Below are 13,090 nucleotides of genomic sequence, written 5' to 3' on the forward strand. Positions count from 1 at the left end.
CCAGTAGTCGTGTCCGCGCCGGTCCGCCACCCGCGGGTGCCGTCAGGGCTTTGCATTCCACAGGATGTCCCCGAGGACTGAGGAGGAGCGGACGCCTCTGCTCCCTCTACGAAAGATGCGCGACGACGACCCAATAGGCGTCCTCCTCCTCGGTCACCGCGCACACCACCTTTCCGTCCTTCGACATGGCCAGGAAGTCCAGTCCCTCCTCCGGTTTCGAGAGACGGGGCGCGAGCTCGACGGCAGGGGCCCATCGCACCACGGCCCAGCCGAAGCGCGAGACCCCAGGGCCGGAAATACCGAGCAGGAAGGAACCGTCCCCGCTGAACAACCCGTTGCGCTCAGCGTGTGCGTGCCACTGACGGTCCACTTCGTGCAGGGCCTCGGGGTGACTGAGAGGAACCGTCGCCGTTGGATGCACCTCCCAGTGGACGACGCTTCGCAGAGCCTCCTGCACGCCTGGAATGCCGTCCGGAGCGGGAACGGGTGAAACCTCCAGACCGGTTCGCTCAATGCGACCCAACCAGGCCTCTCTCGACGGCTCAGTCATGCGCGCGTCCCTCATCGCGGCCTACGGTTTGCCGGCGAGATAGGGGTGCAGTCGGGTCACCGACGCTCCTGTCGCGGTGAAGGCCAGCCGCGAGTCGACGTGGTGGAGCGACACCCGCACGGACTCGCTCCCGTGAGCGCTGAACCTCACGCCTTCACGCACGGCCGAGTTCCAGCCTGAAATCGAAAGCCCTTCGACGCCGGTGAAACCGATGGAGAACTCCAGGGTGTTGTACGGCCTGTCCCATGCGGCCGGTGGAGTCGTGGGGACGCGGAACGTCTCGAATCCCATCGTCACCGAACACCCTCTCTCGTCGATCTGAACGCAGAGCAGAACGCAATCGTCCAGAGCGGGAGGCGTGTCGTAGAGGCGGCTCAGAACATTCTCGGGATCGACCAGAGAAGTCCAGTCAGAGGCGTTCATAGAACGTCTTTTCACTAGGCTCGGGGAGGGATGTGTAGCGCATGCCGTCCATCCTCTTCGTGAACAGATGCGGGCCGGCGTCCGATCCGTCGGGCTGGGTTCCGAAGGCGCTGACGTGTCCGACGAGCGCGGATCGGCTACTGGTGAAACCGAGACGGAGTCCGGAGGCGACCGCTTCCGCTCGCACCCGTGCTCCATCGGCCAGCGAGGTCACGCGGAAGGAGACCCGGGGAACGGGCGGCTCCCACGTCGACAAGGAGAAGTCCGCCACTGCCAGGAACTGCAGATGGCACTGAACGGTGTCGACATCCGATCCCTCCCATTCACCGGGAACGTTCTCGGGGAAGTCGGGCAGGTCGATCCGCAGGGTGACGGTCGGGCCGCGCCAGTTCAGGTTGATGGAGCGCAGACGGAATCCGTCCAGGCGAGGGACTCCTCCGTACAGAGACGTAAGAACCTCTGCGTTCAGAAGAGTCAGGCTGTCGGTCATCGTTTTCGTGACCCGTCTGCGCCCGGACCCCGCCAGCCGGTCTCTGCCACGAGGGCACGGACGCTCTCGAGCAGCTGGGTGTCCGTGAGGTCCTCGGGTTCCCTCAGCTCGGGGTCGGGTGTGTAGGCCTCAAGCATCATGAACACCTGGTCGAAGATGTCCGCCAGCTTTCCGCCGACGCGTTCTCCGTTCGACTGGGCGGACCTCCGGAACTCCCGCCAGCCGTGGGCGAACTCGGCCGCGGTAGCCGTTTCCCTGGTGAAGGAGTCGAGCAGCGAGAGCAGCCGCGCCGTGGCGGGTGTCACCGCAAGAGCCCGTCGGGCAGCCGGGCGCCGAGGACCGTGTGGTACTCCCACTCACGGTCGGGCTCGCCCTGTGCGCGTGCGAAGCGGGTGAGTGTCTCCTCATACGGATCCACGGGCGCCAGCACCGTCGTGCGCCGGAACGCGCCCAGCAGCACGGCGAACCCGTCGGTGTTGTCCGAGCGCGTCATGTGCCTCCCCCTTCGCACAGTCGCGCGATCGTCACACGCTGCCGTTCTCGACTGCAATCGGGTCGGCTGAAAGTGTCAGGTCGGGCGGCTTGGGTACGGCGAAGGCCGCCGGCCCCGGTGAGGGGGCGGCGGCCTTCGGTCGCGTACGGGGCCGGGCCGGGGCTCAGTCCTTCTTCGGGTCCTCCAGGCGCGGGAAGAGGACCGCGCCCTTCGTGACCGTCGCGCCGGCCGGGAGGCGGCCCCAGGTGGCCGCGTCCTCGATCAGCTGGGCCGGGAGCGCGCCCAGGGCGGGCTCGGCGCCCAGGGACTCCCAGAGCTTCTGGGAGGTCTCCGGCATGATCGGGTTCAGCAGGACCGCGACGGCGCGCAGGGCCTCGGCGGCCGTGTAGAGGATGGTCGCCAGGCGGGCCCGGCCCTCCTCCGACTCGTCCTTGGCGACCTTCCACGGCTCCTGCTCCGTGATGTAGCCGTTGACCTGCTTCACGAAGTCGAAGATCGCCAGGATGCCGGCCTGGAAGTCCAGCTCCTCGCCGATCTTCGCGTCGGCCGTCGCCACGGCCTTCGCCAGGCCCTCGTGGATCGCCTTCTCCGCGTCGCCGTCCGCCGTCGCCGCCGGCAGCTCGCCGCCGAAGTACTTGCCGACCATCGCCGCCACGCGCGAGGCGAGGTTGCCGTAGTCGTTGGCCAGCTCGGAGGTGTAGCGGGCGGAGAAGTCCTCCCACGAGAACGAGCCGTCGCTGCCGAACGCGATCGCCCGCAGGAAGTACCAGCGGTACGCGTCCACGCCGAAGTGCGAGGTCAGGTCCTGCGGCTTGATGCCGGTCAGGTTCGACTTCGACATCTTCTCGCCGCCGACCATCAGCCAGCCGTTCGCCGCCACCCGGCCCGGGACCGGCAGGCCCTGCGCCATCAGCATCGCCGGCCAGATCACCGCGTGGAAGCGCAGGATGTCCTTGCCGACCAGGTGCACGTTCGCCGGGAACGTCTCCTCGAACTTCGCCGGGTTCTCGTTGTAGCCGACGGCCGTCGCGTAGTTCAGGAGCGCGTCGACCCACACGTAGATCACGTGCTTGTCGTCCCACGGGATCGGGATGCCCCAGTCGAAGGTCGAGCGGGAGATCGACAGGTCCTGCAGGCCCTGCTTGACGAAGTTCACGACCTCGTTACGGGCCGACTCGGGCTGGATGAAGCCCGGGTTCGCCTCGTAGAACTCCAGCAGCTTCGGGCCGTACTCGCTCAGCTTGAAGAAGTAGTTCTCCTCCTTGAGGATCTCCACCGGCTTCTTGTGGATCGGGCACAGCTTCGTGCCGTCCTCCGCCTCGATGAGATCGCCCGGGAGCTTGTACTCCTCGCAGCCCACGCAGTACGGGCCCTCGTAGCCGCCCTTGTAGATCTCGCCCTTGTCGTACAGGTCCTGCACGAACTCCTGGACGCGGTCGGTGTGACGCTTCTGGGTGGTGCGGATGAAGTCGTCGTTCGCGATGTTCAGGTGCTCCCAGAGGGGCTTCCACGCCTCCTCGACGAGCTTGTCGCACCAGGCCTGGGGCGTGACGTTGTTCGCCTCGGCCGTGCGCATGATCTTCTGACCGTGCTCGTCCGTGCCGGTGAGGTACCACACCTTCTCGCCCCGCTGACGGTGCCAGCGGGTGAGCACGTCGCCTGCGACGGTCGTGTAGGCGTGGCCCAGGTGAGGAGCGTCGTTGACGTAGTAGATGGGGGTCGAGACGTAGTACGCCTTCGAGCCCTGCTTCTCGGATCCAGTGGCCGCCATGGTGCGAATTTTAACGGCCGGGAAGAGTCCCTCTCACACGGTTAAACCCGGGGCCGGTGGCGCATACGGCCCGGCCCCGGGTTTTTCCGGCCGGAGATGCCGGTCGGAGATGTCGGTCAGAGAGGTCAGTGGCCGGAGGTCAGAGGGACCAGCCGGCGAGCAGCTCCCGGTAGAAGGCGGCGTGCGGGGTGGCCGCGGGCGCCGGGCCGGCGAAGTGGACGCCGGTACGGGGAGTGGCGAGCTTACGGAGGTAGTCGAAGGCCTTGTTGTCCTCGTCGCCCCAGACGGTGAACCGCCAGTGCGCGGTGACGGGCCCGTCCGCCGCGTCGGTCAGGGCCTGGGTGGCGGCCGTCTTCGACTCCGGCGCGCCGTCCGTCTGGAAGACGACCAGGGCCGGGCGGGCCGGGTCCTCGGACTTCTGGTGGAGGGCGAGGACCTCCTCGACCGCGCGGTGGTAGTTGGTCCGGCCCATCCGGCCGAGGGTCGCGTTCAGCTCCTCGACACGGGTCGGCGTGGTGTCGGCGGGGCGGAGCTCGGCGGTGCCGTCGATGTCGGTGGAGAAGAAGACGGCGGTCACGGCGGCGTCGGGAGTGAGGTGCGCGGCGAGCGCGACGGTCTGCTCGGCGAGCCGCTGCACGGAGCCGTCCTTGAAGTACGGCCGCATCGACCCGGACCGGTCGACGACCAGGTACACGGCGGCGCGGGCGTCCGCGAGCCCCTGCTTCTTGAGCACGGTGCCGGCGGCCTTGTAGGCGTCGACGAGGTGGGGGGCGTCGGCCTTGAGCCGGGCGAGGGGGAGAGCGGGGCTGGAGGGCTCCTTGACCTGGGGCTCCTGGACCTCCTGAGCCTCCTTGGGCTCCTCCGCCGGTGCGGCGGCCGCGGGCTCCGGCTCCGCCGCGGCGGCAGCGGGCTCCAGCTCGGCGGCCGGCTCGGCCTCGGCCTCCGTCTCGGCCTCCGCCCGGGCCGGAACCTCGTCCGCCGCGGCCTCCTCGGAGGTCGGCTCGTCCGCCGCTGCGACTGCCTCGGCGTCGCCGGCGGCGGGCTCCGCCTCGTCGTCGGCGGTTGCCGCCGGGGCTTCTGCCGCGGTGTCGTCGGTCGACGCGGCGGGCTCCTCCGCCTCGGCGGAGGTCGCGGCCTCGGTTGTCGCCGGGGTCTCGGTCGGCTCAGCCTTGGCGGCCGGCTCGTCCTCGTCGGCCTCGGCTGCCGCCGTGGTCTCCGCCTGGGCGTCGTCGGTCGACGCGGCGGGCTCCTCCGCCTCGGCGGAGGTCTCGTCTTCGGTTGTCGCCGGGGTCTCGGTCGGCTCAGCCTTGGCGGCCGGCTCGTCCTCGTCGGCCTCGGCTGCCGCCGTGGCCTCCGCCTGGGCGTCGTCGGTCGACGCGGTGGGCCCTTCCGCCTCCGCGGGAGCCGCCGCCTGCGCGTCAGCGGCGCTGGAGTCCTCGGCCGACGCCGGGCTCTCCGCCTCCGCCTCCACCTCGGCCGCCTCCGCCTCCACCTCGGCCGCCTTCGCCGTCGGCTCGGCGTCCGCCGCACCCTCGTCCGCGGTCTTCACCTCGTCCGCGGCCTTCACCTCGTCCGTGGCGTCCGCCGCACCCGCCTCGTCCCCGCCCTCCGACGCGCGGCGGGCCGCCGGGATCTGCGGGTTGTCGAAGGCTGCCGCCACCAGGTCCGCGGCCGCGCGTTCGGCGGCGGACTCGGGCAAGGGCTCCGGCGTGGCCGCGCCACCCGCGCCGGCCGCAGCAGTGGCCGCGTCGGCCGCCCCGTCGGTGGCGCTCGGCTCGCCCGTCGGCTTCGTCGGCTCCGTCGCTCCCGTGGTCGGGCGGTCCGGGGTGCGGGCGGCCGACTGGGGCGGGACGGAGGGTGCCGGGGTGTCGGGGGCGGCGATGTCCGCGCGGTCGCGGGCGAATACCTTGCGCAGCAAGCTCCGAATACCCATGGGCGAACCCCTTCGCATGAGTTGGGTGCGGTATGCGTCCTTCATCCCTGGCCAGGGCGGACACGTAAGGTTAGCGGCCGGGCCGCGCCCGCCCTACGACCCCGTCGCCCCCGGACGCCGCGCATTCATCGTGCGTTCATCCCGACGCCTCCACCGTGCAGATGTGCGCACATAACGTCACCGCCTGACGAGAGCCGAATCACGGAGGACGACGTGCGCAAACTGCTGCCGATGCTGAGCAACCACTCACACCAGGGCGGCCGTTCCGCCATGACCTGCCGGTTCCGGTGCGGCGACGCCTGCTTCCAGGAGGTGCCCAACACCAGTGACAACGAGTACGTCGGCGACGTCATAGCCGGTGCGCTCTCGCGCCGTTCCGTGATGCGCGCCGCCGCCGTCGTCACCGTCGCCTCCGCCGCCGGCTCCGCGCTCGCGCTCGGGGACGTACCCGCGGCCGAGGCGCACGAGGGCCACGGAACGCCGCGGGGCGGCAAGGCCTCCGGCGCCCGGGGCCTGCGCTTCGAGCCCGTCGCGCCCAACACCGCCGACCAGGTCACCGTTCCCGCCGGCTACTCCCAGAACGTGGTCATCCGCTGGGGCGAGCCCATCCTGCGCGGCGCGCCCGCCTTCGACGCCGAGAAGCAGTCGGCGAAGGCGCAGGCCGGGCAGTTCGGCTACAACAACGACTTCCTCTCGCTGCTCCCGCTGCACCGCGAGCACGGCCGCCAGCTGCTCGTGGCGAACCACGAGTACACCGACGAGGTGCTGATGTTCCGGGGTTACGACCCCGCCAACCCGACCCGCGAGCAGGTCGAGACCGCCTGGGCGGCGCACGGCCTGTCCGTCGTCGTGGTCCAGGAGCAGCACCGGGACGGCAGGCTCACGCCCGTCACCCGCCACCACCTCAACCGCCGCCTCACCGCGACCAGCGAGTTCGAGCTCACCGGCCCCGCCGCCGGCAGCGACCTGGTGAAGACCTCCGCCGATCCGGCCGGCCGTACGGTCCTCGGCACGCTCAACAACTGCTCGGGCGGCACCACCCCGTGGGGCACCACCCTCCACGGCGAGGAGAACTTCAACCAGTACTTCGCCAACGGCTCCTCCGCCACCGACAAGCGCTACGGCATCGGCACCGGCGCCACCGAGCGCAAGTGGGAGCGCTTCGACCGGCGCTTCGACCTCAAGCAGGAGCCCAACGAGGCCCACCGCTTTGGCTGGGTCGTCGAGCTCGACCCGTACGACCCGGACTCCACGCCCCGCAAGCGCACCGCCCTCGGCCGCTTCAAGCACGAGGCCGCGCAGCCCCGCCTCACCGCCGACGGCCGGCCGGTCGTCTACATGGGCGACGACGAGCGCTTCGACTACTTCTACAAGTTCGTCTCGTCGAAGCGGATGAAGAAGGGCGGTTCGCGGGCCGCCCACGCCCACAACCTCACCCTTCTCGACGAGGGCACCCTCTACGTCGCCAAGCTGACCGGCGACAGCCCGGCCGGCCAGATCGACGGCACCGGCAAGCTGCCCGCCGACGGCGAGTTCGACGGCTCGGGCGTGTGGATCCCGCTGGCCACGGCCGGCCCGGACGGCACCGCCGTCTCGCACGTCGACGGCATGACGGCGGAGGAGGTGTTCGTCTTCACCCGCCTCGCCGGTGACAAGGTCGGCGCCACCAAGATGGACCGCCCCGAGGACATCGAGCCCTCGCCCCGCACCGGCCGCGTCTACGTCGCGCTGACCAACAACGCCGACCGCGGCAAGGCCGGCAAGGCGGCGGCCGACGAGGCCAACCCGCGCAACCTCAACAAGCACGGCCAGATCCTGGAGCTCGCCGAGCACTGGGACGACCCGGCCTCCGACGGTTTCGCCTGGCGGCTCTTCCTCGTCGCCGGTGACCCGAACGACCCGGCCACCTACTTCTCCGGCTTCCCGAAGGAGAAGGTGTCCCCGATCTCGTGCCCGGACAACGTCGCCTTCGACCCGCACGGCAACCTGTGGATCTCCACGGACGGCAACCAGCTCGGTTCGCACGACGGTCTGTTCGGTGTCGCGACGCACGGCGAGCGGCGCGGTGAGCTCAAGCAGTTCCTGACGGTGCCGACCGGCGCCGAGACCTGCGGCCCGATCGTCCAGGACCGCCGCGTCCTGGTGGCCGTCCAGCACCCGGGTGAGGTGGACGGGGCATCGGTCGAGAAGCCGGCCTCGGTCTGGCCCGACGGACCGGGCAAGATCGTCCGCCCGGCCGTCGTGTCGGTCTGGCGCACGGACGGTGGTGACATCGGCGTCTGACGCAGGCGAGAGGGGAGAGTGGGCCCCGGGCCGCCCCGGCCACGGACCGGCGGCCCCGGCCACGGACCGGCGGCCCCGGCCACGGACCGGCGGCCCCGGCCACGGACCGGCGGCCCCGGCCACGGACCGGCGGCCCCGGTCCTGGACCGACGGGCCCGGCCCGCCCGCTCCTCGGCCCCGCGCTCCCGGCCCAGCCCGCTCCTCTGCCCCGCCCCGAGCCGGGTCAGCTCACTCCCAGGCCCTCCCTGAAGCGTACGAACTGCTCCTCCGGCTCCCCGGTGTACGCCCACGGCACCCACGCCGCCCGGGTGCCCAGCAGGCCCAGCAGTTCCCGGGCGAGGTCCACCTGGCCGGCGTAACAGGCCGCGTGCGCGAGGTAGTTCAGTTCCGCCACCTCCTCCGGCCGGACCGGGGCGTCCGGTGCGCGGCCGCCGATCCAGCGGGCGTGGGTGCGGCGGAGTTCGGTGACCGCGAGTTCGTGCTTCCAGTGCTGGTCGAAGCCGCGCACCGGGCCCCGGCCGAGGGCGCCGTCGGCGATGTAGCGGTACTCCTCGACGCGGGCGATCTGCACCAGGACCGGCAGCGGCGAGCCGGGCGGGGCGACGCCGGCCGCGTCGCGCGCGAAGTCGTACATGGCGCCGTGGGTGCCGTGCCAGCGGGCCGACCAGTAGCGCAGGACCTGCGTGTGGCCCTCGGTGTTGTACGGGTCGCGGCGGCGCAGCTCGTCGAACCAGTGGCGCAGCTGGCGGCGCTGCACCCCGCCCTCGTACAGCCGGGCGACGGAGAGCAGTGACACCCAGGGCATCGGGTCGGCGGGCGCGGCCTCGGCCGCGGTGAGGCAGGTCTCGACGGCGGCGTCGATCCGGCCGCGGTCGACCGTGGCGCCCCGGCCGGCCGCGATGGCCGTGTCGAAGACCCGTACGACCTCGGTCGCCGCCCGCAGCACGGCCACGTCCGGGTTGCCCGGTTCGGCGGCCCGCCACGCCTCGACGGTGGAGCTGCCGGCGGCGGCGTGCGAGAGGAGCCGCAGCCGGTGGGTGCGGCGGGTCCAGTCGTCGCCGGTGGCCGTGAGCAGGTCCCGTACGCCCTGCCAGCGGCCGATGACCATGTCGTGCCGGGCCTCGGTGAGCGCGCGGTCGCCGAAGTCCGGGTCGAAGTCGGGTGAGAAGCGCGCGGTGCGCGAGGAGCGGGCCTGGCGGGCCTGGCGTGACGGGCGGCGGAGTGCGGCCATCCACGTACCTCCCTCGAAGACGGTCCGGGCCGTCGGAATCGAAGCTTTGGGCCGTCAGAAGTCGGTGGCGAGCGACTCGTCCGCCCGCCGGGCGTGCGGCGAGTGCGGCGAGGCGAAGGGTTCGGCGGCGGCGAGCACACGGGCCGCGTCGAGCCTGGCCGGCCGGTAGTAGGCGCTGCCCTTGCGCCAGTACAGGAGCATCGGCACGAGTCCGGCGACGAGCCCGCCGAGGCCGATGGTCAGCGCGTTCCCGGACAGTTCGCCGAGCGAGTCGACGAACGCCCACAGCATGAACGCCGAGCCGAGCAGCGGCCACAGCCCGCCCAGGACGAAGTCCCGTACGGAGGCGAGCAGGAGCTTCTTGTACGCGACGACGGCGGCGATGCCGGCGAGCGCGTAGTAGAACGCGATCTGCAGGCCGATCGCGCTGACCGCGTCGCCCAGGACCTGCTGGACGGAGCCGGCGGCGGCCGCGGCGGCGAACATGACGAGCGCGGCGGCGCCGACCGCGGCGATCGCGACCCACGGCGTGTTCCAGCGGCGGTGGACGGTGCCGAGCGCGGCCGGCAGGGTGCGGTCGCGGCCCATCGCGAAGAGCGAGCGGGTGACCTGGATGAGGGTGGTCTCCAGGGTCGCGACGGTCGACAGCAGGACGGCGAGGATCAGCATCTTGCCGCCGACGCCGGGCCAGATCTCCTGTCCGAGCACGGCGAGCACGTTCGCGCCGCCCCGCTCGATCTGCTCGGCGCTCAGCAGCACGTTGACGGCGACGGTGAACGCCTCGAAGAGGAGGAAGACCACGCCGATGCCGACGAGCGCGGCGAGGCCGGCGGTGCGGCGGCTGTCGCGGGTCTCCTCGCTGAGGTTGCTGGTGACGTCCCAGCCCCAGTAGTAGAAGGCGGCGATCAGCGCGCCCGACGCGAAGCCGGAGGCGCCGTCGAAGTGGCCGAGGCCGAACCAGGACCAGTCGAAGGCGGTGGCGTGCCCGCGGTGGACGAGCGCGCCGAGCACGAACACGACCAGGATCAGCATCTCGACGCCCGACAGGACGAGTTGGGCGCGGACGGTGAGCCGCGCGCCGCCGAGGACGACGAGCAGCATCATCAGGAACCAGCCGGCGCCGACGACGCTGGCCAGCGCGGTGTTCTCGGCGAGATCCGGGTCGAAGAGGGAGAGCGTGAGGGAGCCGGCGGGCAGCGAGCCGGCGACCATGAAGACGGTGGCGGCGAAGACCAGGGCCCAGCCGGAGAGGAAGCCGAGGAAGGGGTGGAGGGTGCGGCCCACCCAGGAGTATCCGGCACCCGCGTTGACGTCGATCCGCCCGAGGCGGGCGTAGGCGAGGACGATGCCGAGCATGGGTATCGCGCAGTACAGCAGCGCCGCGGGCCCGGCGAGGCCGACCGCGCCGAAGAGGACGGCGGTGGTGGCGGCGAGCGAGTAGGCGGGGGCGCTGCCGGCCACGGCCATCACGATGGTGTCGAAGACGCCGAGGGCATTGGGCTGGAGACCTCTGCCCGGTGCTCTGCCGGGTGCTCTGCCGGGAGTCGTGCGCATGGCGATGTCCTCGGGGCGGGAGGGGTGGGGGGAGCGACCGTGCCATCAGGGTGCTTCGGGGACGTGACGGCGCGATCACGGTGAATTCGAGCGCATCGTAGTCGCACATGTGGGATCCGGTAACGGCGGTGGGAGGGTTCGATTCCGCAACCGCCGGTAAGGGCTTCCGTACGCCCCATTGGCGAGGTTTACGAGGGTCGTTACGCGGTGGGGCGGCGGCGCGGCGGCGCGCCTGCGCGGCTGCTCGGTGCACCCCGGAGACGCGGCGGCCCGTCTACGCCTCTAGGCCTCTACGCGTCTACGCGTCGTCGTCGTGGTGCGAGTCCGCGCCGGGCGTCGCGATCGCCCGCGCCGCCCGCACCTCCTGCCGCAGCGGCGCGAGCACCCCGTCCTCGTCGCCGAGGAGTTCGGCGCGCACCGGCACCAGGACGTCGCTGGAGCGCAGCCCGTCCGCGAGCTCTCGCAACTGCCGCTCCACGGCGGCGACCTCGGTCGGTTCGGGCGCGGGCGCGCCGTGGTCGACGCGGATCCGGGCGGCGGTCGTCGCGTCCACGATCCGCTCCACGGCGATGGCGAGCGGCCACCAGGCGGCGGCCAGGTCGCCGGCGGGCGGCGGTTCGGTCAGCGCGCGCTGGAACTCCGAGCGCACGCTGGACATGTCCCGGTACAGCTTGCGGCGGGCCCGGGCCCGCGCGGCCGGATCACCGCCGCCCGCGCCGCCTGCTTCACCCGCGCCGCCCGCGGGGCCGGTTCCGGGCGCGCCCCCGCCGCCCGTGCCGGGCGCGAAGGCGAGGCGGACGTATCCCGCGGTGTCGGCGACCGCGTCGGCGAGCCGGTCCGCGACCCGGGTGTGCCAGGACTCCGGCCACAGCAGATAGCCGGCGACCAGCGCGATCCCGCAGCCGACGAGCGAGTCGTACAGCCGCGGCAGGACCAGGCCGAAGCCCTGGTGGTTCAGCAGGTCCGACAGGAGCAGGATCACGGGCGTGATGGCCGCGGTCTGGAAGGCGTAACCCTTCGCCGAGAGCGCCGGGATCAGCGCGCCGAGCAGCATCATCACGGGCACGTCCCACCATCCGCGCGGCACCTCGGCGAGCACCGGCGCGGCGATCAGCAGCCCGGCGGCGGTGCCGAACGCGCGCAGCACGGCGCGCGAGAACACCGAGCCGAAGTCCGGCTTCATCACGAACGTGACGGTGAGCGCGACCCAGTACGAACGGGGCACGGCGACCAGCGAGACCAGCGCCTGGGCGAGGCCGATGCACAGCGCGAGCCGCAGGCCGTAATGCCAGGACGAGCGGGACAGCAGCATCGTGCGGGCCGCGCGGCGCACCCGTACGCGCAGGGCGGCGGGCCGGCCGAGCCGGTCGTCCACGTTGAACGGGCTGGGCTCCGCCCGGTGCACGACGACCGCCGCGTGTCGCAGCGCCTCGTCCACCGCCTTCTCGGACGGGCGGCGGGCCTCGGGCAGCGTCAGCTCCGGCGTGCCGGCCCGGCCCTCGTCGACCGCGTCGGCGAGCGCCCGTACCGCGGCCGCGATCTCCGGCGGCAGCGGCCGGTGGAAGCGCCGGGCCGCGAAGTGGGCGGCGGGCGCGGCCTCCAGGAGCGGGATCAGCGCGTTCAGCTGGGCGAGCAGCCGCACCAGGGTCGGCGCCCGGCCGTGCTGGCGGGCGCGGCGGGCGAGTACGAGGTCGTACGACTGGTTGAGCGAGGCCGTGACCGCCTGCCGTTTCTCGTCGTACGCGAGGGAGCCGGCGGCCTCGAAGAGTTCGGCGACCGCACGATAGGTCCCGGCGACGGCCGACCGTTCCGGCGCGCCGCCGCGCAGCGGCCAGCCGAGCAGGGTCAGGGCGAGCACGACGACTCCGCCGAGGCCGAGCAGGAGCGGCGCCTTCCACCAGGGCTGGGGCATCGGCAGACCGGCGCCGACGACGGCGTTGAGCAGCAGGAGCAGGCCGGAGACGGAGGCGACGGCGCCGATCGAGGAGATCATGCCCGAGACGAGCGCGACGAGCGTGACCACGGCGACGGCGGCCCAACCCTCGCCGAAGACGAGCGTGCCGAGGGTGACGCCGACGGCGCCGAAGAACTGGGGCACGGCGATGTTCAGGATCCGCATCCGGTAGGCGTCGGCGGTGTCGCCGATGACTCCGGACAGCGCGCCCATCGACACCAGCGCGCCGTAGGCCGGCTGTCCGGCCGCGAATCCGACGGCCAGCGGCGCGGACAGCGCGACGGAGGCGCGCAGCACGGCCGGCCAGGCGATGGGCGTGCGCTGCGGGCGCAGCCCGGCGGTCAGCCAGGAGGGCGGGGAGAGCCGGGGGGTTCCTGGGGATTTCGCCATGCGTCCCAACGTACGCAA

11 protein-coding genes are annotated in these 13,090 nt (G+C 72.2%); 1 reads left to right on the forward strand and 10 read right to left on the reverse strand.

Annotated elements, in window-relative coordinates:
• Positions 1–106: 106 nt before the first annotated feature.
• From ACIGO8_RS14765 to ACIGO8_RS14795, 7 genes are all read right to left on the reverse strand, one after another.
• Positions 107–550, reverse strand: a complete 444-nt coding sequence (locus ACIGO8_RS14765) for a hypothetical protein (protein ID WP_399729290.1) — start codon at positions 548–550, stop codon at positions 107–109.
• Between the two features lie 21 nt (positions 551–571).
• Complete coding sequence (locus ACIGO8_RS14770) at positions 572–973, reverse strand: Imm50 family immunity protein (RefSeq protein ID WP_399729293.1); 402 nt, start codon at positions 971–973, stop codon at positions 572–574.
• Positions 960–1,463 carry an Imm50 family immunity protein gene (locus ACIGO8_RS14775; protein WP_399729296.1) on the reverse strand — a complete coding sequence of 168 codons (504 nt, stop codon included), beginning with the start codon at positions 1,461–1,463 and terminating at the stop codon, positions 960–962. The genes ACIGO8_RS14770 and ACIGO8_RS14775 overlap by 14 nt, the downstream gene beginning before the upstream one ends.
• Positions 1,460–1,768 (reverse strand): colicin immunity domain-containing protein, encoded by a 309-nt coding sequence (locus tag ACIGO8_RS14780; RefSeq protein WP_399729299.1) that lies wholly within the window; start codon positions 1,766–1,768, stop codon positions 1,460–1,462. Before ACIGO8_RS14780 ends, ACIGO8_RS14775 begins: the two co-directional genes overlap by 4 nt.
• The gene (locus tag ACIGO8_RS14785; protein ID WP_399729301.1) at positions 1,765–1,956 is read right to left on the reverse strand and encodes a hypothetical protein; all 192 of its coding nucleotides are present in this window, start codon (positions 1,954–1,956) and stop codon (positions 1,765–1,767) included. The genes ACIGO8_RS14780 and ACIGO8_RS14785 overlap by 4 nt, the downstream gene beginning before the upstream one ends.
• A 163-nt stretch (positions 1,957–2,119) precedes the next feature.
• Positions 2,120–3,727 carry a methionine--tRNA ligase gene (gene metG / locus ACIGO8_RS14790; RefSeq protein WP_399729304.1) on the reverse strand — a complete coding sequence of 536 codons (1,608 nt, stop codon included), beginning with the start codon at positions 3,725–3,727 and terminating at the stop codon, positions 2,120–2,122.
• Between the two features lie 139 nt (positions 3,728–3,866).
• Positions 3,867–5,660: a VWA domain-containing protein gene (locus ACIGO8_RS14795; protein WP_399729307.1), complete on the reverse strand. Its 1,794-nt coding sequence runs from the start codon at positions 5,658–5,660 to the stop codon at positions 3,867–3,869.
• A gap of 213 nt (positions 5,661–5,873) precedes the next feature.
• On the opposite strand from ACIGO8_RS14795, the gene ACIGO8_RS14800 reads away from it, so the two are divergent.
• Positions 5,874–7,943 carry a PhoX family protein gene (locus ACIGO8_RS14800; RefSeq protein ID WP_399729309.1) on the forward strand — a complete coding sequence of 690 codons (2,070 nt, stop codon included), beginning with the start codon at positions 5,874–5,876 and terminating at the stop codon, positions 7,941–7,943.
• 223 nt (positions 7,944–8,166) lie between these two features.
• Here the strand turns inward: ACIGO8_RS14800 and ACIGO8_RS14805 are convergent, their stop codons facing one another.
• The 3 genes from ACIGO8_RS14805 to ACIGO8_RS14815 all read right to left on the reverse strand — a co-directional run bounded on the left by ACIGO8_RS14805 (position 8,167) and on the right by ACIGO8_RS14815 (position 13,072).
• Positions 8,167–9,174: a hypothetical protein gene (locus tag ACIGO8_RS14805; RefSeq protein ID WP_399729311.1), complete on the reverse strand. Its 1,008-nt coding sequence runs from the start codon at positions 9,172–9,174 to the stop codon at positions 8,167–8,169.
• Between the two features lie 54 nt (positions 9,175–9,228).
• Positions 9,229–10,728 carry an APC family permease gene (locus ACIGO8_RS14810; protein WP_399729314.1) on the reverse strand — a complete coding sequence of 500 codons (1,500 nt, stop codon included), beginning with the start codon at positions 10,726–10,728 and terminating at the stop codon, positions 9,229–9,231.
• Positions 10,729–11,026: 298 nt separating this feature from the next.
• On the reverse strand, positions 11,027–13,072 hold the full coding sequence (locus ACIGO8_RS14815; RefSeq protein WP_399729317.1) for an FUSC family protein: 2,046 nt from the start codon (positions 13,070–13,072) through the stop codon (positions 11,027–11,029).
• Positions 13,073–13,090: the final 18 nt, after the last annotated feature.

Source organism: Streptomyces sp. NPDC053493 (genome assembly GCF_044544825.1).
Lineage (GTDB): Bacteria > Actinomycetota > Actinomycetes > Streptomycetales > Streptomycetaceae > Streptomyces.

Bases quoted from the DNA above. Each gene is read 5' to 3' on its own strand.
- ACIGO8_RS14810 (WP_399729314.1), bottom strand. From the start codon at position 10,728: ATGCGCACGACTCCCGGCAGAGCACCCGGCAGAGCACCGGGCAGAGGT.
- ACIGO8_RS14775 (WP_399729296.1), bottom strand. From the start codon at position 1,463: ATGACCGACAGCCTGACTCTTCTGAACGCAGAGGTTCTTACGTCTCTG.
- ACIGO8_RS14770 (WP_399729293.1), bottom strand. From the start codon at position 973: ATGAACGCCTCTGACTGGACTTCTCTGGTCGATCCCGAGAATGTTCTG.
- ACIGO8_RS14805 (WP_399729311.1), bottom strand. From the start codon at position 9,174: ATGGCCGCACTCCGCCGCCCGTCACGCCAGGCCCGCCAGGCCCGCTCC.
- ACIGO8_RS14795 (WP_399729307.1), bottom strand. From the start codon at position 5,660: ATGGGTATTCGGAGCTTGCTGCGCAAGGTATTCGCCCGCGACCGCGCG.
- ACIGO8_RS14765 (WP_399729290.1), bottom strand. From the start codon at position 550: ATGACTGAGCCGTCGAGAGAGGCCTGGTTGGGTCGCATTGAGCGAACC.
- ACIGO8_RS14815 (WP_399729317.1), bottom strand. From the start codon at position 13,072: ATGGCGAAATCCCCAGGAACCCCCCGGCTCTCCCCGCCCTCCTGGCTG.
- ACIGO8_RS14785 (WP_399729301.1), bottom strand. From the start codon at position 1,956: ATGACGCGCTCGGACAACACCGACGGGTTCGCCGTGCTGCTGGGCGCG.
- metG (WP_399729304.1), bottom strand. From the start codon at position 3,727: ATGGCGGCCACTGGATCCGAGAAGCAGGGCTCGAAGGCGTACTACGTC.